Origin of the sequence: Ruoffia sp. FAM 24228 (assembly GCF_045528575.1) — a bacterium.
Classification (GTDB): Bacteria; Bacillota; Bacilli; order Lactobacillales; family Aerococcaceae; genus Ruoffia; species Ruoffia halotolerans.
Genome location: NZ_JBGQQZ010000040.1, coordinates 1 through 22,958, shown reverse-complemented (window position 1 = coordinate 22,958; position 22,958 = coordinate 1). Strand labels below are relative to the sequence as shown.

27 protein-coding genes are annotated in these 22,958 nt (G+C 32.9%); 4 read left to right on the top strand and 23 right to left on the bottom strand.

Translation table 11 applies throughout. The features are described from left to right. Positions 1-442: 442 nt before the first annotated feature. The 5 genes from ACEN33_RS08050 to ACEN33_RS08030 form a co-directional block, all read right to left on the bottom strand. On the bottom strand, positions 443-1,072 hold the full coding sequence (locus ACEN33_RS08050; protein WP_407094859.1) for an amino acid ABC transporter permease: 630 nt from the start codon (positions 1,070-1,072) through the stop codon (positions 443-445). A 36-nt stretch (positions 1,073-1,108) separates the two neighbouring features. Continuing rightward, positions 1,109-1,906 carry an amino acid ABC transporter substrate-binding protein gene (locus ACEN33_RS08045; protein WP_407094858.1) on the bottom strand — a complete coding sequence of 266 codons (798 nt, stop codon included), beginning with the start codon at positions 1,904-1,906 and terminating at the stop codon, positions 1,109-1,111. 413 nt (positions 1,907-2,319) lie between these two features. Further along, a complete protein-coding gene (locus ACEN33_RS08040) occupies positions 2,320-3,009 on the bottom strand; it encodes a 5'-methylthioadenosine/adenosylhomocysteine nucleosidase (protein WP_407089573.1) in 690 nt (229 codons plus the stop codon). Positions 3,010-3,035: 26 nt separating this feature from the next. Then, a complete protein-coding gene (locus tag ACEN33_RS08035) occupies positions 3,036-3,476 on the bottom strand; it encodes a hypothetical protein (RefSeq protein ID WP_407089572.1) in 441 nt (146 codons plus the stop codon). Between the two features lies 1 nt (position 3,477). After that, on the bottom strand, positions 3,478-4,059 hold the full coding sequence (locus tag ACEN33_RS08030; RefSeq protein ID WP_407094857.1) for an NUDIX hydrolase: 582 nt from the start codon (positions 4,057-4,059) through the stop codon (positions 3,478-3,480). A 257-nt stretch (positions 4,060-4,316) separates the two neighbouring features. Between ACEN33_RS08030 and ACEN33_RS08025 the strand changes: the two genes are divergently transcribed. After that, positions 4,317-5,297, top strand: a complete 981-nt coding sequence (locus ACEN33_RS08025) for a 5-bromo-4-chloroindolyl phosphate hydrolysis family protein (protein WP_407094856.1) — start codon at positions 4,317-4,319, stop codon at positions 5,295-5,297. Between the two features lie 6 nt (positions 5,298-5,303). Next, complete coding sequence (locus ACEN33_RS08020; protein WP_407089569.1) at positions 5,304-6,584, top strand: toxic anion resistance protein; 1,281 nt, start codon at positions 5,304-5,306, stop codon at positions 6,582-6,584. A 70-nt stretch (positions 6,585-6,654) separates the two neighbouring features. On the opposite strand, the gene ACEN33_RS08015 is transcribed toward ACEN33_RS08020, so the two are convergent. The 7 genes from ACEN33_RS08015 to ACEN33_RS07985 form a co-directional block, all read right to left on the bottom strand. Next, positions 6,655-7,758 (bottom strand): hypothetical protein, encoded by a 1,104-nt coding sequence (locus ACEN33_RS08015; RefSeq protein ID WP_218931776.1) that lies wholly within the window; start codon positions 7,756-7,758, stop codon positions 6,655-6,657. A gap of 12 nt (positions 7,759-7,770) precedes the next feature. Next, positions 7,771-8,394: an ATP-binding cassette domain-containing protein gene (locus ACEN33_RS08010; RefSeq protein WP_407089568.1), complete on the bottom strand. Its 624-nt coding sequence runs from the start codon at positions 8,392-8,394 to the stop codon at positions 7,771-7,773. Between the two features lie 250 nt (positions 8,395-8,644). After that, a complete protein-coding gene (locus ACEN33_RS08005; protein WP_218931774.1) occupies positions 8,645-8,911 on the bottom strand; it encodes a hypothetical protein in 267 nt (88 codons plus the stop codon). A gap of 1 nt (position 8,912) precedes the next feature. Beyond that, positions 8,913-9,437, bottom strand: coding sequence for a hypothetical protein (locus ACEN33_RS08000; protein ID WP_407093478.1), 525 nt, complete (start codon positions 9,435-9,437; stop codon positions 8,913-8,915). Positions 9,438-9,727: 290 nt separating this feature from the next. After that, positions 9,728-10,024, bottom strand: coding sequence for a hypothetical protein (locus ACEN33_RS07995; RefSeq protein WP_407089566.1), 297 nt, complete (start codon positions 10,022-10,024; stop codon positions 9,728-9,730). 160 nt (positions 10,025-10,184) lie between these two features. Beyond that, positions 10,185-10,484 (bottom strand): hypothetical protein, encoded by a 300-nt coding sequence (locus ACEN33_RS07990; protein ID WP_407089565.1) that lies wholly within the window; start codon positions 10,482-10,484, stop codon positions 10,185-10,187. Positions 10,485-10,681: 197 nt separating this feature from the next. Continuing rightward, entirely contained in the window at positions 10,682-10,963 is a 282-nt protein-coding gene (locus ACEN33_RS07985) for a hypothetical protein (protein WP_218931772.1), read from the bottom strand. Between the two features lie 426 nt (positions 10,964-11,389). On the opposite strand from ACEN33_RS07985, the gene ACEN33_RS07980 reads away from it, so the two are divergent. After that, a complete protein-coding gene (locus tag ACEN33_RS07980) occupies positions 11,390-12,274 on the top strand; it encodes a helix-turn-helix domain-containing protein (RefSeq protein ID WP_218931771.1) in 885 nt (294 codons plus the stop codon). 189 nt (positions 12,275-12,463) lie between these two features. Here ACEN33_RS07980 and ACEN33_RS07975 read toward each other — a convergent pair whose 3' ends face one another. From ACEN33_RS07975 to lepB, 6 genes are all read right to left on the bottom strand, one after another. Then, a complete protein-coding gene (locus tag ACEN33_RS07975; RefSeq protein WP_407089564.1) occupies positions 12,464-12,799 on the bottom strand; it encodes a response regulator transcription factor in 336 nt (111 codons plus the stop codon). Positions 12,800-12,861: 62 nt separating this feature from the next. Beyond that, the gene (locus ACEN33_RS07970) at positions 12,862-13,101 is read right to left on the bottom strand and encodes a response regulator transcription factor (RefSeq protein ID WP_407089563.1); all 240 of its coding nucleotides are present in this window, start codon (positions 13,099-13,101) and stop codon (positions 12,862-12,864) included. Continuing rightward, positions 13,098-13,466 (bottom strand): sensor histidine kinase, encoded by a 369-nt coding sequence (locus ACEN33_RS07965; RefSeq protein WP_407089562.1) that lies wholly within the window; start codon positions 13,464-13,466, stop codon positions 13,098-13,100. The genes ACEN33_RS07970 and ACEN33_RS07965 overlap by 4 nt, the downstream gene beginning before the upstream one ends. 541 nt (positions 13,467-14,007) lie before the next feature. Then, a complete protein-coding gene (locus ACEN33_RS07960; RefSeq protein ID WP_407094855.1) occupies positions 14,008-15,429 on the bottom strand; it encodes a lipopolysaccharide biosynthesis protein in 1,422 nt (473 codons plus the stop codon). A gap of 185 nt (positions 15,430-15,614) precedes the next feature. Further along, entirely contained in the window at positions 15,615-15,902 is a 288-nt protein-coding gene (locus tag ACEN33_RS07955) for a hypothetical protein (RefSeq protein ID WP_407094854.1), read from the bottom strand. Positions 15,903-16,479: 577 nt separating this feature from the next. Continuing rightward, a complete protein-coding gene (gene lepB / locus ACEN33_RS07950; protein WP_407089559.1) occupies positions 16,480-16,998 on the bottom strand; it encodes a signal peptidase I in 519 nt (172 codons plus the stop codon). 410 nt (positions 16,999-17,408) lie between these two features. Between lepB and ACEN33_RS07945 the strand changes: the two genes are divergently transcribed. Next, the gene (locus ACEN33_RS07945) at positions 17,409-18,275 is read left to right on the top strand and encodes a helix-turn-helix domain-containing protein (protein WP_407089558.1); all 867 of its coding nucleotides are present in this window, start codon (positions 17,409-17,411) and stop codon (positions 18,273-18,275) included. A gap of 234 nt (positions 18,276-18,509) precedes the next feature. On the opposite strand, the gene ACEN33_RS07940 is transcribed toward ACEN33_RS07945, so the two are convergent. From ACEN33_RS07940 to ACEN33_RS07920, 5 genes are all read right to left on the bottom strand, one after another. After that, positions 18,510-19,562 (bottom strand): ABC transporter permease, encoded by a 1,053-nt coding sequence (locus ACEN33_RS07940; RefSeq protein ID WP_407089557.1) that lies wholly within the window; start codon positions 19,560-19,562, stop codon positions 18,510-18,512. Beyond that, positions 19,559-20,719 (bottom strand): hypothetical protein, encoded by a 1,161-nt coding sequence (locus ACEN33_RS07935; protein WP_407093475.1) that lies wholly within the window; start codon positions 20,717-20,719, stop codon positions 19,559-19,561. Before ACEN33_RS07935 ends, ACEN33_RS07940 begins: the two co-directional genes overlap by 4 nt. 13 nt (positions 20,720-20,732) lie before the next feature. After that, positions 20,733-21,674 (bottom strand): ABC transporter ATP-binding protein, encoded by a 942-nt coding sequence (locus ACEN33_RS07930; protein WP_407089773.1) that lies wholly within the window; start codon positions 21,672-21,674, stop codon positions 20,733-20,735. A gap of 150 nt (positions 21,675-21,824) precedes the next feature. Further along, on the bottom strand, positions 21,825-22,475 hold the full coding sequence (locus ACEN33_RS07925; protein WP_407093474.1) for a response regulator: 651 nt from the start codon (positions 22,473-22,475) through the stop codon (positions 21,825-21,827). Further along, positions 22,465-22,737, bottom strand: coding sequence for a sensor histidine kinase (locus ACEN33_RS07920; protein WP_407094853.1), 273 nt, complete (start codon positions 22,735-22,737; stop codon positions 22,465-22,467). The genes ACEN33_RS07925 and ACEN33_RS07920 overlap by 11 nt, the downstream gene beginning before the upstream one ends. Positions 22,738-22,958: the final 221 nt, after the last annotated feature.

The following is a 22,958-nucleotide window of genomic DNA, read 5'->3' as shown; positions in this document are numbered from 1 at the left end:
CCAAGTGAATTCTCCTTTTAGTAATGTATGGTAACTTTATTATATAGGAATTCACTGGCTTTTGTGTACATACAAAAAAAGGTGTCAGTGAGATTTCTCTCACCAACACCAAAAATTCAAGAACCCAAATTAAAAACGCCCTTCACTCTGTTTGGGAGCAAAGGACGTCGAGACGTGGTTCCACCTTCATTTATAATTACCTCACGGTAATTAACTTAATCACTTATGCTACATGAGCAAAAGTGAGACGATAACGCGTCAAACGTTTTATGTTTTGTGATAGGGTGTGTGTGAGTATGGCTTCATGATTTGCTTTCCAGCTACCGCAAACTCTCTTTCATGAAGGAATCCATCTTTAAAACCTATCCATAAATAAATTATTATTAAGAATATGGTAAAAGAAACCAACGTTAAAGTCAATGATTTTAATATCTTTTTAATTTTAAGCTTCGATGCGTCTTTCGATAAATCTCAACACCAATGTTGTCACACCTGTAAATAATAAATAAATAATTGCTACATAAACAAATGGCATTAAACTGGCTTGTTGATTCGACATCGTTCGACCTACTTTTAATAATTCTTCTAAACCAAGAATATGGATTAATGATGTATCTTTAATCAAACTAATGACTTCATTCCCTACGGATGGCATAACGATTTTCCATAATTGTGGAAATATGACGTTTTTTAAACCATTGAAGCGATTGATTGAAAGAACTTGTAAGGCTTCGTACTGCCCTTTAGGTATGGCATTTAACCCACCTCTAAAAATCTCAACAAAATAAGCGGTATAATTTAAGACTAAAGTAATGAGGGCGGCTTCAAACCGCCCCGATACTATGCCAATAAATGGAAGACCAAAGAACATAAACATCATTTGAAGCAATAAAGGCGTCCCGCGAAAAAGATAAACGTACCCATTCACTATTAACCCTAATGTTTTCGAAAATCTCTGCGCTAATAAGGCAATTATTAACCCTAGGGGAATACTTAATATTAGCGTGAATATGAAAAATTGAAAGGTTGTAACGAAACCATTATATAGGGGTTGTAACATTGATAAGTTCATTTCTTTTCGCTCCTTATAGCTTACTCATTAGTTATATTATTCGCTATCTACATCACTAAACCATTGTGATTTAATTTCTGTAAATGTGTCATCTTCAATAATTTCTGCTAACACGGCATTAAACTCTTCAACAAACGCTTCATCTGATTTACGGAAACCGACAGCATAGTCTTCTTCACCAAAGTTTTCTTCTAAAATTCGATATTGATCTGCCGTCCCATTTTGCTCTAGGAAGTAAGTTGCTAATAATTCATCAACAACAATACCTTCTACCCGGCCATTATCTAAGTCACTAAATACTTCTACAAACGTTGGATATGTGACTGGTTGAGCGCCATCTAGTGCTTCGGCAAAGTCAGCTTCATTCATAATCGCTTCTAGTGAAGCAGATTGCTCTTGAGTTGCGATTAATCTACCTGCAAAATCTTCTTTGGATTGAATATCACTATCCGCTTTAACAACAATCACTTGACGGTTTTGAATATATGGCTCTGAGAATAGGACAACTTCTTCACGTTGTGGTGTCACTGAATAACCGTTCCAGATCATATCAATGTTTCCAGTATTTAACTCTGTTTCTTTCATACTCCAGTCAATAGGCTGGAAAGAATATTCAACATCCAGCCGACCTAGAATTTCATTGGCTAAATCAATATCAAAACCAACATTTTCTCCTGCTTCATTCTTGAAACCAAAAGGGGCAAAAGTGTCATCGAAACCAATGACTACCCCTTCATCTTTATTTATTTCTTGTGCAAAACTTGGCTTTGAAACGGATAATAATAACAATAGAGCGACAAATACCATACTAATTTTTGATACAAATTTTTTCATTTTCTTATCTCCTTTTTATAAATCAAAGCAACAAAAGACGTCCTTTAATCCAATTGGATTAAAGGACGTCTACGACGTGGTCCCACCTTTTTTTATAATTATTTCGCAATAATTATCTCAGCAAGTAATAGAATTACTTTGACGATAAAGGGTCAACCTTGATTATTATACAAAGGGTGTGTCTTCATAGGGGGCTATGCTTTGCTTCTCAGCTACCGCAAATTCTCTTTCATAGCCTTGCCTATCTCTTCGTCCTTTGGAATAATCTGTTTTATTTATGAGTTTATAATAAGATATATAATCTTTTAAGTCAAGAGTTTTAATTTTATTTTAATAAATAACGCTATTGAAGTTTTGTTAATCCACAAAAATACCTCCTAATTTCTTAGGAGGTTTTGTCATTACATTATATATTATAAGGCTGCAACAGTTGCCATCACCATTGTGGCAGATACTTTACCTGCAGTAACAATGAATTCATCGAATGTAACTGAAGCTTCATCATTAGCTGAATCTGAAATCGCACGAATAATAACAAATGGGACATCCATAACATACGCAGCTTGAGCAATCGCAGTAGATTCCATTTCAGCTGCTCGCGCTAACGGGAAATTATTTAATATTTCTAACTTCTGTTCTTGTTTAGAAACAAATTGATCACCCGAAACAATTTGTCCGATATAAGGTTCTAAGCCAATCTCACGACATGCATTTTGAGCTATTCTTACCATTTCAGTATCTGGATAATATTGCGCTGGCATTCCAGCCATTTGTCCAAGCTCATAATTAAAGCCGGTTACATCGACATCATGATAAGTTAATGAATGGGCAATTACAATATCTCCAACTTCTAAGGCAGAGTCCAGTGCTCCAGCTGATCCTGTATTAATAATATGTGTCACATTAAATAATTGCTTTAATAATGTCACTGTGATTGTTACGTTTACTTTCCCAATCCCTGATAATACGAGAACAACTTCTTTGCCTTCCAAATTACCTTTAATAAATTCTACACCGAATTGCTCAGTGTGTTCTTGATTTGTAATCGTTTTTTTTAACTCGCGAATTTCTTCTTCCATCGCTCCAATTAGCCCAATAATCATAATTATTCCTCTTTCTTTTATGTATTTTATAGTAAGAATGCAATGACTAACACGATAATTAATAATACGCCAACAATGATAATACCATTGTTTAAGAAGCGATCAATCCGTGCATTATACTTCGCACGTCTAGGCATTGCCTTGTTTTGACTCGTTATTGATTCTTCTTGCTCGTCATTATCTTCTGTATATTCTTCTGGTATTTCACTTTCATAATTTGTTTCATATGGAATTTCTTGTTCATCATTTGCATACCTTTGACTTCTTGTTTCATATTCAGGATTGAAGTCATCTTGTTGCTCTTGATAATAGGAGTAATCCTCTTCACTCGGCCACTGATTCTCCTCATATGTTTCATCTGGATTGTTTTGATACTCACGTGTTTCATCAAATTCCAGCTCTTCTTCTTGATTATTATCATAATCTAAATAATCTTCATAGTCATTATTTCGTTTTCTATTAAACATTTTATTCACCCTTTTGATATAGCCAGTAATTTAAAGCAAGTGCAGTCTTCATATCCCTCACTTTGTCATTATCGAGCATTGTCTTCACTTCTTGACGATTATATTCAACTAATTCAATCTGTTCGTCCTCATCTTGAGCAAGTGGATTTTCGACTTTAATTAAGCCTTCCGCAACAAATACGGTTACCTTTTCATTAATAAAGCCTGGAGACACATAATAACTCCCTAATTCCGTCCAATCGTTCGCCTGATAGCCTGTCTCTTCTTCAAGTTCACGTTTAGCTGCTAGGAGTGCATCTTCTTCTTTACCCTCAATAAAATCTCTTAAACCCGCAGGTATCTCAATAATGTGATCAACCACTGCAGGTCGATATTGCTTCACAAGTATTGCAGTATCACGCGGTGTGATCGCTAAAATACCGACCGCTGATTGATGATTAATTAATTCACGGTAAGCAAGTTGCCCGTTCTCTAATTCGATTTGATTTCGATATAATTGTAAGATTGCCCCATCATAGATTAATTCACTTTCTTTTAAAGCTTCATCTTGTAAGAATGGGATATGTTCTGGATTCGAATACATCATGTACCTCCTAATAAATATAAGACAAATTGTAGCGCCTCTTCCTGTATAATACAAGTAAAGACTTCAATCCACTTTTCATTCTTCTCTAACTGTAAGTATAGACAAGTTCTGTGTGTAATGCATGACTTTTCGGTTAAATTTATATGCCCAATATTTAAATATGGGTCTCTAGTCCGATAAATGATTCAATGCTCTATGATAAACTTTAGTTAAGATGAACATGAAAAAGAAAAAAATTAAATGGAGGATTAATTATGAAACGACCACATACAAATAAATCAAGTCGTAAGCGCAGAAATGTTCCCATGATTATTGTAATTTTACTATTCCTTGGGATACTGCTATCCGACTCAACATTTTTACCATACTCACTTATTTACCTAACCATCGTCATCGTTATGACCCTTGGTTCAATTTCAACATTATCACGTCTATATAACCATCAAACTAATGACAATCCCCATCTTTTACAAACCATTGTCTATTTATTTTCGCTTTTAAGTCTTGCGGGGGCAGGTCTTAATGCGATTTTTGAGGTTGATTATCATATGATAAATAATATAATATTACTCTTTATCTTATGTCTAACCACCCTTTTTGGGTTTGGAGTTATGACTTTTATCATTGATAAGATATTTGTGAATCAGCCAAAATCATTTACCAAAAACCCTTTTTCTAGATCTAAAGCAACAGATAAAATTCAACATTATCAAGAAGCTGGTTTATCTGATGAAGAAATTTCATACTTTAGAGAACAATTAGCCCAAGCACGCGAACATATTATCTCGATTGAAAAACAAATGAACGCTACTGCTAAATTACGTGCCATTGATGTTAGACACAATACGATTGAAATAAGTAAGCAATTCTTTCAAGATATTGTCAAAGAACCTAAACGCTTCAGTGAAGCCGGAGATGTTATATACCGTATTCTCCCTTCCTTAGATGATTTAACTGAGAAATACAATGAAGTGAGCGAACACATTGCTAAGAACAAACAAACGTATCTGATTCTAGAAAAAAGTGCTCAGACGATTGAAGAATTAGCTGAACGCTTAACTGAAGATTATATTAGCTTCCACAAAGCAACTTACCAAGATTTAGATGACGAGATTAATTTAGCTAACCGTACTTTAAATCGCCAGCAAGCAAATGAACCGTCTAAATCGGTTGATGAAATATTAGAAGATTGGAATAATATGGACAAAGATGATGACATCGAGACGAAGGAGTAGAAAAATATGACTGAAGAAAAAGACTTATTCGACGAACTATTAGAACAAGAACACGGTTCTATCAATGATCCCGTTCAACCAACGCAACAAGAATCATCTGAATTTGATGAATTACTAGCCAATCCCTTCGATGAAACTATCGAGCAAACGCTAGAAAAAGACCTAGCTGATCAAGAAATGCTTGCTAAACGTCAAGTATCCAATGAAAAGTTAATTGAACGTTTACCAGAGCATCGTCAAAAACAAGCGCAAGACTTAGCTAAGCAAATTGATGAAGCGAACATGGGTGCCATCATCGCTTATGGATCAAACGCTCAGAAAAAATTAAGTGAATTTTCTCGTTCAATACTTCAACAAGTCCAATTAAAAGATACGGGAGAAGTCGGTGATGTTCTTACAGAGTTAATGACTAAACTACAAGAATCTGACCCACGTCAACTAACGGCTGAACCAAACATCTTCCAACGTGTATTCAAACGTGTAAAGAGTTCAATTACTGAAACTCAAATGCGTTACCAACAAATTGGGAGCCAAATTGACCGTGTGGCCATTCGACTTGAACGCGAAAAAACTGAATTGCTTAATGACAACCAAATGCTTGAACAATTCTACAACAAGAATAAAGATTACTTTGACGCTTTAAATGTCTACATTGCTGCTGGAGAAGTTAAGATGGAACAACTTCAAAACGAAGTCATCCCAGCAGCTATCGAAAAAGCACGTCAGTCTCAAGATCAAATGGAAGTTCAAAAAGTGAACGACTTAAATCAATTCTTAGACCGCTTGGACAAGCGAACACATGATCTACGCTTAACACGTCAAATGACTATTCAACAAGCACCACAAATTCGAATGATTCAAAACACGAACCAAGTTCTGGCAGAAAAGATTCAAGTATCCATCCATACGGCTATCCCATTATGGGAGAACCAAATTACGATTGCCCTAGCCTTACTTAGACAACAAAACGCGGCCACATCACAACGCCAAGTGTCTGAGACAACGAACAACTTGTTACTTAAGAATTCTGAAATGTTGAAACAAAGCACTGTCGACATTGCTCGTGAAGCAGAACGTGGTGTCATCGATATCGATACCTTACGCAAAACGCAAAGCAATCTAATTAGTACTTTAGAAGAGACATTAGAGATTCAACAAACAGGCCGTCAACAACGCCGTTTGGCAGAGCAAGAATTGCTTGAGATGGAAAATGACCTACGTGATAAATTATTAGCTATCTCCAATGAGCAAAAAAGACAACGCCAAGATAACCAAACTGAATATTAATAAATAAAATACATCAATTCATAGAGATTTGCTCTCTTATGGATCGATGTATTTTTTATACTAGTTAGCATTACATATCTTTTTGTTTCTTCAAATCTTTTATAAGAATCATCGCAGCTAAGACAACAATCCACCCCACAACCACTATAATACCAGTGGTGAAATTCAAGTTTAAATTCCCCAGCAAGAATGCTGATTCGTAACTAATTATGGACTTCGCATCCAAATACAAGAAAGGAAATAAATGACTTATACCATATAATGGCGGAACTAAAGGTATCACTAATACTTGAGAAAAGACAAGCAATAACATTACAAAGAATAAATAAAGACGATTACGGATATAATCAGAAAGCAACAAAACGAGTAAGACTAGTAGTACTAACAATAAGAAATGTAGGATGATACTTCCTTGTAAAATGGTCAACGTATCATAAACATGCATTGATATACCATCTTTAGCATAAGCTACGAATGGATAGTCTAAAGACCCTACCCCGGAGATTAACGAGGAAAGACCAAAGCTTATTAACATATAAAGTAAGTAACTGATTACAGAGTAAAATAAAGCAGTGGTGAATTTACTCATTCTTAATTCTGTTAACTTAAGTGGATAAGTTAGATCAATATTGAGATTACGTTTATAAGAATCAGTAAACAAACTTGCCATTATTAGTATTAAAGAAGGGATTAATAAGTAAGGAATCAAAGAATTGGCTGTCGAATATGTCATAAATTGAAAGCCTTTTGTTGGAGAATGAACTGAGTCATATTGCAGGTTATGCTCTGCAAGTACTTCAAGCTCAGCAATTGATTCATCCCATTGTCTTAATTCGCTATCATTATTCGTTGTTCTCACTGTAATATCTCTTACTCTGTGTAATTTTTCAATTCGCGTCTTGTAGGCTTCAGAATATTGACCCGATTCATAATAAGCTAAAAACAGTTCATTATTTTCAATCTGTTGTTCAATAGATGCGATTTGTTCTTGATTCGTCGTCGTAGCTAGTTGCTCGTTCATAGCCCCAAGCTCTGATTCAACAAAGAGAGCTAGCGTATTGGATAAGGTATTAAAATATAACAACACACCCATAACTACCCCTAGAACCACTAATAAGATCAAGTTGAACTTATTCCGATAAATCTTTTTACTATAAAAATCTAATAATATCATAGCTTACCCTCCTCACTGATCTACGAGATTCAATTGATGGTTTTCAATCTCATACACTGCATCACACAATTCAAAAATAGTATCATGATAGTGTGAGGTAAATACAATGAGTTTGCCTGATACTTTTTCTTTTTCTAGCCATTGTTTGAATAAAATAACAGCATCTTTATCTAAGCCATTAGTCGGTTCATCCATAATCAGATATCTTAACGTAGAAAGTGCATATAAACTTAGCAGTAGTTTTTGGCGCATCCCTAAAGAATATTTGCCAATCTTGCGATTAACATAATCTTCCATACCCCAATAAGATACCACTTCTTTCAACTCTACTTCAGACTTCCATAATTTTGAATATAGCTTAAGGTAGTCCATTGCTGTTAAGTTATAGTCAAACCACTCAGAATGTTCAAAATACATTACCTTTTGAAATCCACTCTGAGCCTGCGTTACGTTTGAACCACCTACCTCAATCTTCCCTTCATACTTGATTAGCCTTGCAATAGCACGAAGAACTGAGCTCTTGCCGGAACCATTAGCTCCAACAAGACCATAAATCTTCCCTTCTTGGAATGTAACACTAACATTCGTTAGAATGGGCTCTTCAAATTGAATGGATACATCCGATAACTGAATCATTGATGATACCTCCCCTGATAATACTGACAAGAAACAATTTTAATGAACATTCTTAAATTTAGTAATTCCTATTCTCCATTGTCTACTAATACAATTATATAGTAATAGTATTAAATATCATCTTGAATGTACCAAATCACTCTAAAATGCAACAAAACATTTTGTGATCAACTAAAGAATAGTTGTCACAATCTATTAAGTTTGTAAATATTCTTTATAGTACTAATCATTGAATAGTTATATGAAATTTTTAGTTATATCTTGAATAAAAGTAATTTCTTTTGTGAGTGATATAAGTTAAATTCTCACTAATAAAATTGTCAGCAATTTCAGTGATGTATGCTGAGGCAGGCACAAAAATCCATGTATACCCATAATTTCTAGTATTACCAGTGAACTTATTATATTCATAATAGTAAGAACTTATAACCTCTTTTGTAACTTGTGCACTAGCTGAAGTAGCTCCTACACTTGTAATTGTAACTAATACAAATAATAAACATAGTAATTTTTTCATTTTAATTCTCCATCCTTTTCTGATTTTTAAAATTGTTCGTAAAAATTATCGAAGATAATAAAACAATATAACCTGTAATCACTAATATACCTGTTTTAAAATTCAAATTTAAATTACCTAGTAAGAAAGCTGATTCATAACTAATGATGGACTTCGCATTTAAATAGTAGAAAGGAAATAAATGACTTATTCCATATAAAGGCGGAATTAAAGGTACAACTAAAACTTGAGAATAGACAATCAGTAAAATTACAAAAAATAAATAGAGACGATTACGGATATAATCTGAAAGCAACAAAACAAGTAATACCAATAGTACTAACAATAAGAAATGTATGGCAATACTTCCTAGCATAATAGTCAATGTATCGTAAACATGCATTGATATGCCATCTTCACCATAAGCTACTAATGGGTAATTAAAAGACCCTATTCCAGAAATTAATGAAGACAACCCAAAACTGACTAACATATAGATTAAGTAACTGATGATTGAATAGAATAAGGCAGTGACAAATTTACTCATTCTTAATTCTGTTAACTTAAGTGGATACGTCAGATCAATATTAAGATTACGCTTATAAGAGTCAGTAAACAAACTAGTCATTATTAATATTAAAGATGGAATTAACAAATACGGCACCAGAGAATTAACTGTTGAATAGGCCATAAAGTTAAATCCTTTGGTTGGGGTAAAGACAGAATCATACTCTAGGTTATGTTCAGCCAGTGCTTCTAACTCCGCTATTATCTCATCTAAAACCCTTAAATCGCTTTCAATATTAGTAGTGTTAGCACTAATTTCTCTAATCTTGACTAATTTTTCAATTCGCGTCGCATAGGCTTTTGAATACTCTCCTGATTCATAATATGAAAAAACCGCTCATTATTTTCTATCTGTTCTGTAAAAGCTGCATTTTGTTCTGCGTTATTAGCTATATTGCTTTGCATCGCTTTTAAATCATTTTGCTCCATCTTAACAGTAGAAATCAGTGAGTTGGAATTGTTATTAAAATAAAGTGAAAGTCCCATAATTACAGCTAAAATCACCAATAGAATCAAATTAAATTTATTACGGTAAATTTTTTTACTATAAAACTCTAACAATATCATGGATTATCCTCCTCACTGCTCTACAGGCTTCAATTGATAGTTTTCAATCTCCTACACCGCATCACACAATTCAAAAATAGTATCATGATAGTGCGAAGTAAATAAGATTTGTTTTCCTGATATTTTTTTCCAGCCACCGTTTGAACAAGACAACTGTATCCTAGTTTAAGTCGTTAATCAGTTCATCCATAATTAGATATCTTGCCGAGGAAAGTGCACATAAACTTGGCAGTAGTTTTTTCCGCATTTCTAAAGAGTATTTGTCAATCTTTCGATTGACATAGTCTTTCATGCCCCAATAATTAATCTCTCCATCCAAGTCAAGCTCAGACTTCCATAATTTTGAATATAGCTTATGGTAGTCCATTGCTGTTAAGTTATAGTCAAACCACTCGGAATATTCTAAATACATTACCTTTTGAATAGAACTTTGAGCCTGCGTTACGTTTAGACCACTCACTTCAATCTATCCTTCATACTCAATTAGCTTAACTATAGCATTAAGGACTGAGCTCATTCTTGAACCATTGGCTCCACCAAGACCATAAAAATTGCCCTCTTGGAACGTAACACTAACATTTATTAGAATGGACTTTTAAATTTAATGGGTATGTCTAATAACTCAATCACTGATGACACCTACTTAAACTACATAAATCACCAATTATAATTATTAATTTTCTCAAACCTAATGTAATTCCATCCCTCTTCTACAATACGAGTTATCGTTGAAGATATATATGCATTATCTGGAACATCGCGATATAAATAATTATGATAATTTGTAAGATTTCCAGTAATTTTGTTTTCATCATATCTATATGATATGAGAACTAATTTAGCAGATACCGTTGTAGTGAATGTCCCAAGCTGAATTAATGTTATCGCAAGAATTAATAATCTAAATATTTTATAATTGTTACTTCTTAATTTATTCATCTTTTTCCTCCTAATGTACATTCAGTTACTTATTTTATCGATTACTAATAATTATCTGAACTTTTTAATGACAATTGGCATAGTTCTAATTAAATATTTTGAATAGTATATTGAATTCTAAGTTACATTGAACTAAGAAAAAGTAGAACCAACATCAACCTTCTCCTTGTAATATATTATTAAAGATCTTTTTAAGTCATAAATGTTTAATAATATACGGGACATAATCATCATCATCCATTGGAAATGATATTACTTTTGAATAACTAGTGATATTGAGAGTGACTAATAAAAAACAGACGGCAGTAAAAAACTTAAGCTTGATTATATTATCCTTCCTTGACATTTTATAAATTCATCTTATCATAAGTATTATTAACATATTCTAATATTTGACTATAGTTCAAACGCAAAGGAGTATATATCATGCAGCATATTGGTCCACTCTTTAAACGAATTCGAAAATCGAAAGGCTTAACTCTTGAAGAAGTTAGTAAGGATATTGTATCTGTCTCTTTTCTTTCTAAATTTGAAAATGAAAAAAATGATATTTCTGCCTCCAACTTATTAGCTTTACTTCAACGATTAAAAGTTGATCCCAAAGAGTTCTACCGTTTAGTGTCTAATTATAATTCTACACCGATTCAAGAATTTATTGCGAGTTTAACACCCGCTTTTCGTAATGATGATGTACGCCTACTTAATCAAAAATTAACTGAGCTTGATGAGAATAAAAATAAATATGATTCCTTATTCTATACTCACTACAAAATCCTTATAACTCACTTTATCGATCACTTAACTGATCTACCCATCAATCAAACAAATACAAACACAATCATCAATTATTTGATGGCCAATGATTACTGGGGGAGCTATGAAGTATATCTCTACACTAACTTTATTAAGTTTATCCCCTTAGATATTAATAGGCTTCTCTTAAAGAAAGCTAAGACATCTGCAGCCAATTATGTTGATGAAGGAAATTATAAGCACTCTGTTGTTATCATCCAAACTAACTTCATCAATAAATTAATTAAGGAACGAGAAACATTTCTAGCAATTGATATGATTAACGAACTGCTTGATGATTTAAACAATACACCTTATTTCTATGAGATCAATAAATTACAATACCTAAAAGGCAAAGCAATGATTGCGCAAGGCAAGATTACTGAAGGCAAAAAATACACAGACCGCGCTATTGATATCATCTACCAGTTTAATAATGACACATTAGGTCGGGCTTATGAAAAAACAATCAATAATTTGATAAATTCTGTTGAACTTGAACTAAAGGAAAATTCCTAAAAGAAGAAACTACTAACTGCTTATTAATATCTAATACAACATTTTTGTATCCTACATTTTTTAGTAAGCATCAATTTCAACAAATCCGATTGCATCCTCTCTTTGCATCAAAAAAATCTAGGTTACTCAACCTGAATACCTAGGTTCCTAGCTCATCAAACAAAAAAAGAAGCAATCACTTGGCTCCTCCTACTCCCCCATATTCTTAAAATAATAAATCGCTAGTTGTGTGCGGTCTCTTAATTCTAACTTCTCTAATAGGTTCGATAAGTAGTTTCTGATTGTTCCTTCTGAGAAGTGCATTTGCTCAGCAATTTCTTTATTATTTAATCCTTGGGCTACCCAATGTATTAACTCCACTTCTTGTTCACTGAGGGATTGATGTTCTATTTGATTCTGCCCTTCTTTTTTCTGATCTGAGGATAGAAATGATGGAATCTTTGCGACAATCTCATCTCCGTATACTCTATGTCCGTTAGATACAGCTTCAATTGCTGGTATTAAGCTATCGAAGTCTGTCTTCATTAAGTAACCCTTAGCCCCTATCTTTAACGCTTCAATTATATACTCATCTTCCAAGAATGTAGTTAAGTAAATAATCTTAGCATTAGGGTTCGCCCTGCATCAATGCCATTCATAATCGGCATGCGAATATCTAATAAGACTATATCAGGATTGTGTAGTGGATATAATGTTAGTGCATCTTCCCCAGTCTTACCAGTTGCTACTACTTTATAAGGATTGTCATTGTTTTGAGTGGCCATCTCGATAATGGTCTTAATACCATTTGTTACCATCGCATCATCATCGATAACTATAATCTTCATTCTTCCATTTCCTCCATAGGTATTGTAATGAATATTCTAAAGCCTTTCTCATTGCTTATAAATAGCGTCCCATTTAACATTTTCACACGTTCTTCCATATTCAAAAGTCCGATCCCCTCTGATTTTAATGGGCTATCTTTATGACTGGAATTCTTCCCATTATCTAAGATAAGTAAAGTCCATTTATCAACTAGTTCAATAAAGCGAATGGTTACAGCGGTCGCATCAGAATGTTTATTAATATTCGTAAAGGCCTCTGTCACGATCGTAACAATCGAATGTGTTAGTTGATTAGTCAGAGCTTTAGTATTACGGTAAGTAAAGTCAACCGGTGCTGTGGTGAAAGATTGGATGATTTGCTGCAATTCTTGTTCTAAGTTAATCGCAGACTCTCTTTCAGTATGAATGACAGACTTGACATTTTATAATTGCCCTTTACACTAATAAGATATCAGTTATCCAGGTATTCAAAATAGGTAAAAACGTCCTATTAAAAGTGCAGCGGTCAATAATATCAAACCAATCCATGTCATTCGATTCATGATGTCCTCCATTCTATTTTACTAAAATCATTACCTATATTAGCATTGATATAAACGTTTATTACAGGCGATATCTAATCGATCGATGTGGTTATGATATCCACTGCTGCTAGAAAGCATGCCACTCATCTACAGTGCCCTTCTTCCTCAATTAGATACGGTAGGAAATAATAAGCCTCTCTTATTAGCGATGACCACCCTCCCACTAATCAATAGAGCCATTCCATTGTTAAAACGCTTTAACATCATATTATAAATAATATAGTTTATCCAATTTTTTCACGAATAACTTCTCGCAACTGATGGGTTACTTATTACCTACAATTCTAACTCAATTTCCTATCATCAACCATTAAACAAATACTCATTTTTGTTTAAGCACTTTGATAAAATATTTCAACAAATTTTTATTTATTTGCGTTGAGGCAAGTAAGTATACAATGATGCCTAATGAAATTTCTAAGATTAACTTATAGTACATACTGATCGTTAAAAAATTTATTGGGTAAACGATGATTAACATCACAATAGCTGAAGTTAATGAGGGTAATGTTACCATAAACTGCTCAGAGAGTGTAAAATTAATCAATTTCCTATTGGGATACGCATTGATAAACAATTCAATAATTCTCTCTATCAAAGTTCCTAAAGCGATATAATAAGGCCCATATGGGAGAGTAATAATAATCAGTAATAAACCAACGACCCTTTTAGTAAATTCCATTTTTACAATTAAATCGCTTTTACCAAGTGCCTTAATTGACTGTAAATTTAATGAAAGTAAGGGCCATAAAGCATACGTTATCGCAAATACCCTTAAATACGGTACCGCCTCCAGCCATTCGTCCGTTAATATAACAATGATTAACGGCTCAGAGACTATAAATAAACCAATACCTATGGGATAAATAATAAAAGCTGAGACTTCCATCGTCTTTTTTATTATATGCTTCATTTTGCTGTGTTCATCTTGTAATGAAGATAGCGTTGGAAAAATAATACTTTGTAAAACTTTATCAAAGTTTGTGACGACTGATTTTGGTATTAGCTCACCTCTTTGATAAAAACCTAAATCTTCGGTACTATATACTTTTCCAATTAATAATTTTCTCAAATCCAAATAAAGACTGTAGATTAAGTTACCTGCCAATATACCAATCCCAAATTTAAACATACTCCTAAGGCGATTCAGTGAGAATTTAAGATTCACTTTAAATTTAATGATACGATTTAATAATATCGGGTTTAAATAACTACTTATAATTTGCTGTATCACTAAAACCCATATACCAAAACCATTTAGTGCTAATACAACAGCAACACCACCAGAAATAAACAAGGACATCGAGCTTGATAAGAAAAGTGGTTTGAAATTCTGATTTCTAGATATATAAGCAATTTGGATTGAATTGTAACCTAGTGGAAACAATACAACGCCTAAAATTCGAATGATTGTACTGAGTTCATTATCATTGTAAAAGTTTCCTATAATGGGAGCCAATACATATAATAATAGATAAAAAAATATCGACACCAATACACTGAATACTAGAACTGTTGAATAATCTAATGCATCCACTTTCTTCTTCTGGATTAGTGCAGTATTGAATCCACCTTCTATGAAAACTAAAAAAATATTAGTGAATACTAATATTATAGCCATTCTTCCTAGAATTTCAGGACCAAGTAATCTAGCTAAAATGAGTTGCATGGATACTTGTACAGCCTGAGCTCCACCTCTCTCTAGTAATTTCCATACAAATGAATTTAAAATTTTTCTATTCAATATTATCTTCCTTTATACATTATTAAATCAACGCTTCGCAATTTATAATAGTATGTTTTTTTCTAAATCAATTTTTCATAAACCCTTTATGTTCTTAATCTTAACATACAAAAAGATTAGAACTTGGTAAAATTCAAATTCTAATCTAAAACTGATTAATAAGGAAAAAAATCGATTACGCTTAATTATTCTGATTCAGGTATAACACTATATCCTACTGACGGTCCACCACCTTTTGGATAAACCCATCCAGAATATTTATAAGCATTGTAAAAAAAGTCATTGCTCACTCTATCATTAAAATATAATGTTCCATATAGCCCATTTTTATCGTAAATAATGCTTGAAGGTGGAAACCAAAAGGTTTCATATACATTTACGTAAATACCTTGACTATTCGGAACGGAATTATTTACTTCACTTGAGGATTCAACTTCTTGAGCACTTACAGTTTCAACCTCATGCACTGGCATTCCTACCAGAAAACCTATAATCCCCAATACTAATACTATTTTTTCATGTTCTAGTCTCCTATCTCATTTTTATTTAATTACAAATTTATAGTTATATATTCAAACTGAAAAATAAATATCTTGAAATATAAGCTGATTTTGAAAGTAATAGAAGTATCTAAGCTCCTTCAGCCACTCAAGAATAATATCTGCGTAAGGATCCATTTTCTTGGTTCGATTTTGTAATGTATATGTCCATTCAGTCATTTCCTCAAAGTCTTTTTCTAGATATTTTCTCACCGTATCTCGATTTACGCAACCTTTCGTTCAATTTGACTTTTGTTGAATCCCAATCGATGCAATCGATGGATTTCGTGATAAATACTCATCTTTTTTTCGTTCACCTTTCATCATCCAATTCAATTGATACTGTAAAAGTATAACTGAATTATTTTTTTATGAAATAAAGTGCCGAAACTTATCTAGCAAATATTGTTGAATCTAATTTAGCATTAACATTTGTGCTCCTCTTGAATATTTTTGTGAATCTCTAGTATACTTTTCTATGTAAGTTTAAAGTATTACATGGTTTATTTAGTCATTTTATTAAATTTACTTTATTTAATGGCCAATAAATAAGTAATGCTTCTGATAAAATATTTTCTTTAGGTATAGTTCCCATATCTCTACTATCTTTTGAATTTCGCCGATTATCACCTAGGACAAAATATTCATCATCAGGTACTTTTTCAATAATAAGATCTTCTGTAAACTGCAACCATTCTTCTTTTTTAGTTTCTAAATATGGCTCTGTTACCAACTCATTGTTTATATAAAGTTCATCATTTTTGTATTCAATACGATCACCTGGTATTCCAATAATTCTTTTAATATAGTACTTATCTAATTCTGGAACATCCATAATGACTATATCAAATCGATCGATTTCAAAATAATTTGTTCCAATTACCTTCTCTCCATGTTCTAATGTATAATCCATTGAAGCTCCTTCGATACTATAGAACGGAAATATAAGACTTCTAATAATTATGAATATAATGAAAATAATTATTAATATCTTATTTTCTAATATCGTATCTTTTATATAATCGAACATCAGAATTCTCCTTTTAAAATATATAATTTTTAAGTATAATTGTTAATGTATACTTTTGAATTTTCCTTCTATTGCAAAATTCAAATATCATCATTGAGTCGCATAACAATGATAACTAAATAACAATAAACCTGTAACAGTTATACTAATGTGGAATCAATAAAACTTTATTCCTCAATATTACTCATTCTGGGAGCACTATTACTTCGTCATCATCAGTAGGTATAAATTGGCCATTTTGAAACCCATCAACAGAAATTAAACACACTAAAATCAGACAAATAAGCTTTAACGCCTTACTTTTAATACTTACACCTCTTGAGTTTTAACAACTCTATAGTATCATGCAACCATTTTATGATTTTAATAATTTAATTTTACTTTAATTTATTTGGGAAGGATAAATTCATATGCAATCATTAGGACCAATTTTCAGAAATTTACGATTAGAAAAACAATTAACTTTAAAAGATACTGCCAAAGGTATTGTTTCACAACCATTTCTTTCAAATTTTGAAACTGGTAAATCTGGCATTTCAGCTGATAAATTATTTGCTTTACTTCAAAGGTTAAAGGTAAGCCCTGAAGAGTTTTATAGATTAGCTTCATTTTACAATTCTGTTTCAATATATGAGTTTTTAAATAGCTTAGCCCCTGGATTAGTAAATGAAGATATTTACTTTTTGAATAAAAAATTAGAAGAATTAAACGAAAAAAAAGAGAATTTCGACAGCATATTTTATACTCATTTTAGAATATTTATTGAACAATCTATAAATTTATATAGTAATACACCATTGAACACATCTGAAATCAATATTATTAGCCAATATCTCCTATATAATGACAATTGGGGTAATTATGAAATACATCTTTATGCTAATTTCATTAAATTCATACCTTTAAAAATAAATAAAATTTTAATAAAAAAATCTAAGAAATCTGCTAGCCAATATGTTGGAAAAGAAAATTATAAACATTCAGTAGTTTTAATATATATAAATTTTATAAATCATTTAATACGAGAAAATGAGTTATTATTCGCTAATGACTTAATTGATAATATAATGAAAGATTTGATTAATACCAAGTATTTTTATGAAATAACTAAACTTAACTATTTAAAAGGCAAGTTAACAATAGCGCAAGGTAATATAGAAGATGGACTTAAAATCGCTCAAAAATCCATAGATATCATGTATAATTTAGAGGCTTTTTCCATTGCACAGGCTCATAAAAAAGCATTAAAAGATTTTATAGATTCTCTTGAGAGTTAAAGTAAAGTTATATTTTTATACTTACTTTTTAACTGTTAGATCAATTGTTTATTAGTCAGAGTGTAAAAATTGTGTCTCTATCGTTTTAATAACGACACATTAGGTCGAGCTTATGAAAAAACAATTAATGAACTCATAATTTCTGTTGAACTTGAACTAAAGGAAAATTCCTAATACATTCAACTACAAAAAAGTGTGACTTGTTTTTATTTACACAAGTCACACTTTATTTATCTAGCTTCTCACTAACCTTTCAACTTTAAAGCTTCCTGCAGTAAATAATACCAAGCCATATAACGCAATGACTGGAATATTCGGTAAGATTGCTCCTGTATCCAATGATTCGAACAACCAATAAAATGGTGAGACATATTCGAAAAATGACAAGCCTGGTATATCTATAATACCTATGCCTAAGAACACAAAGACGATTGATAAGACAATACCTACCATTAGGATGACTTGATCATTTTTAAATAATCTGAATAGTACCATCGTAAAGCCAGCGTTAAAGATGCAAAAAGCAAGAATTGCAGCGATTATCACTGGAAGTTGCGTTATTGTAATTCCAAATATCAAACAAATAAGCAAGATAACTAACATCGCAGAGATAAAATTATTAAGCGAGAAAGCTGCTAAAACACTGCCTAATATTTGCCAACTTCGTGCATTGGTTACAATACTTCGGGTTAAAACTCCATCACTTCTTAATTTATTCAAATCAGCACTCACTAAGCTACTTGCGTAACTCATAAAGAATATAGTCATAAAAACTACGATGACTAAATTTCCGTCAATGGGAGTATAACTTTGTTTGATACTTGGTTCAGCAACTTGAATTTTTTCAAAGTCTAACTCAGCTTCATTTAAAGCATTCTCTGTCATTACTTCACTCAATACAGAGGTAAATTCAGATTCAAAGAATATATCATTATTTTCTCCATTGATACTACGCGTTTTAATTCTGGAACCTTCCTCTGGAAAGTTAACGGGGATTTCATAAATCATCGCTAACTCACTTTGTTCCAATTGCTCAAAGGCCCTTTTAGAATCTGACGTAAAGTTAGCTTGTAAATTCTCACTCAGTCTTGGGTACACATTCTCCTCGACAAACTCCGAATCATTTACGATAACAAACTCTTCACTTAAGATTGCATTCGTATCAGAGGTGGTGATAAATAATAAACCACCGACCATAAATAACGGCATGATGAAAGACATGGAGATGAGACCAAAATTTTGGCATATGCGTTTAAAATGAAACCAAACTAATTGTATGAATTTCATATTGGTTTCAACTCCCTTCTGTTTCTCAGTTGAATAACTAAGAATATTAGTATGACACTAACCAATACAATTCCAACAGCAATGCCGATATTCGACATCCAATCGTTATTGAGAATATAGTCAATCATCGGTTGAGAGAAAATTTCTCGATAGTAATTTTGACTAAATATCTCTCCAAATTCCCCACCTATAAGACGGTCGATGGGTAGAAAACCTAAAATCATATATAAAGATGTTATGATAAGGTAAACTAAATTCACGTATTTATCTGGTATAAAATAATATAAAATACCATTCAATACTTGGAATAATAATGCATACACAACTATCCAGCCAAGATAAAACAAGGGATTCCCAACAAATGTCGTACTATCAATGAATCGCCATATGACCATATACAAACTAGCTAAAAATGTATACGTTAGTGTGTCTGAGATGATACCGTAAATAACGTCTTGTGCGGGGGTCAGTGGGAGCACGCCAATTCTTTTTCTTAGACCCTTCATATCTTCGTTTGTCTTTAGACCTATGCTTCCTGCTAGTGACAAAATAAAGATATAAACGAGGCCAGAAACAGAAATATACTGATTACTCGTTAAAGCTGATTGAGATTCATACTGTTCCTTTACAAATACTTGTTCACTACTCAATTGAGATGCGCGATTAAGAGAATCTATCAGTTCATCGACAGTGGCTTGATCTGACTTTGCTCCCAATTCTTCGCCTAATTGTTGTTGATTGACTAAACTACTTTGAAAACTTGTAATTAATTGAGTAAGTATTGCTTCTTCAGATGCTGAAGCATTTTCTTTAGATTCAATACTCACTAAAGTATCTTCTAAGCGTTGACTATATTCTGGTTGAAGATGAATAACAAAGTTTGAATCATCATGACTTTCTACGATGTCCACATATGATTGCATGGTCTCATTACTGAAAGCATCAATGAAGACTTGCCCCACCTCCCCTTGATCTTCATTATTAATACTGATTTCCACCGGATCACTTGTCTGTTCAGGAACAAAGGCTGAACTAAAGGAGAAGCCCATTAAGAGTGAGAAAAAGATTGGCATGGCAACATATAATGCCAGAATCGTCATCCATTGCTTAGCATTGGCTCGCATGTTTGTCTTAACGTAAGTCCATAATTGGCTCATTAATAAAACCTCCTTAGTCTCTTAATGTTTTTCCGGTGAGTTGTAAGAAAGCTTCCTCTAGACTTAAAGCTTCTTTATTTAATGTCGTTAGTTCAATATTTTCTTCATTAATTAAAGTCGTCAATTCCTTTGTATTAAACTCAACGGGATCGACAATTAAGTGGAATGAATTATTTTCACTCACAACTTGTTGAACTCCTGGCAATCTCGTCGATAATTTCTCTTCAAAATCAAGTGGCGCTTGCTCCACTTCGATAAACCATTTCACTGTATCTTGAACTAATTGCTTAATCTCAGCTTGAGTTCCATAACCAATTTGTTGACCATTATCTAATATGAATAAACGCTCACACAAGGCTTCTACTTCTTCCATGTAGTGTGAAGTATATAGAACGGTTGTACCGTACTCCTGATTCATATATTGAATAAATTCGAAAATCTTATTTCTTGACTGAGGATCCACCCCAACAGTCGGCTCATCCAGGATGAGAAATTTGGGTCTGTGAAGAATTGCGGCTGCGATATTTAACCGTCTTTGCATCCCACCAGAGAAAGTTTTAACTGCTTTTTTCGTATGTTCCGTTAACCCAACCACCTCAAGGGCTTCATTGATACGTTCTTTCAACAAATGACCGGATAAACCATAAAGTCCACCAAAATATTCCAAATTCGAAGTCGCATTTAACTCTTGCATCAGAGCAATTTCTTGAGGTACTAAGCCGATTTGTTCACGCACTTTTACAACATCTTGAGGAACCACGTGCCCATCGACTGAAATATCCCCTGAATTATATTGTGTCAGACCGGTAATAATATCAATCAATGTTGATTTCCCAGCTCCATTGGGTCCAATTAGGCCAAAGCATTCCCCACTTTCAATCTCAAAGGAAACATTATCTAATACTTGATCTTTACCGTAACTCTTATATATATTGTTAATTTCTACATAGCTCATAATTACCCTCCTCTTTATTTCCAACTTAAGTATAACTAAACATTGCTGTGTCAACTATTCACTGAGGTCACTGATTCGAGTGACTTTAGTCACTATTTTAAAAAACACCCTCAATAAACGCAGGAATTTGCATTTATAAAGGGTGTTATCTTAATTCATCAAGCCATTCTCATAAGCAAAAATAGCTAGTTGAGTTCTGTCTCTTAAATCGAGTTTATTTAAAATCGTACTAATATTATTCTTAACCGTTCCAATAGAGAGATATAAAGTGTCAGAAATTTCTTGATTATTTAAGCCGCTGGCTATAAGCAAGATCAGCTTAATTTCTTTCTCAGATAAATCAAAGTCCGTTCCATTAAAACTTTTACTTTGGAAGTTGGAGTGATTAGATAACATGGCTTGGCTAATCTTTCCGTCCAAAACGACATTTTCATTAAAAACAATACGGATGCCTTCATGAATCTCTTCATGGCTACTATCTTTGAGTAAGTAACCCGATGCTCCTAATTGCATCGATTGAGCGATGTACTCCACATCTTGGAAAGTTGTTAGAATTAATACTTTAATTTGAGGATGAGCTGCTTTAATTAACTCGGTCCCTTCGATCCCATTTGAATCTGGCATGCGAATATCCATGAGCACAACGTCCACCGGATTATGTTGGCAAAATATCGCCGCTTCTTTACCACTAGTCGCCTCTCCAACAATCTCAATATCTTCAAAAGAACCTAGTAATATAGCTAAACCACCTCTGATGAGTTGTTCATCATCAACAAGTAATACTTTGATTCTATCCGTCATAACTGCTGCCCCCCTTTGGTAATACGATTCTTACTTTAAAGCCTTTATTTAGAGCGGAATGAATCTGAACTTTTCCACCTAATAACTTCGTCCGTTCTTTCATACCCGTAATGCCCATTTGCGGTTTAATCGTATCCGTTCCTTTTCCATTATCCATCATCGTTAAGATAACCGTGGAATCCGTAAAGTGACATTGAATTCGAACTTCATCTGCTTGACTATGTTTACTACTGTTACTTAAAAATTCTTGAATCGCTCTCATAAATAATAACTCTTGTTCAGGCGATAAGCTCCAAAGTAATTGATTATTATTAAAATAAACTTTAATCGGACTATTATGCTCAAAATCTGAAATGATGAGAGTGTAAAATATTTTGTGTAAATAGAAAAAAGGAAGTCCCTTCTGTAGAATAGAGTTACCACACTAAATTCACAGAAAAGAGGACTTCCCTATGAACAATCTTACTACAGATATCTTACAGA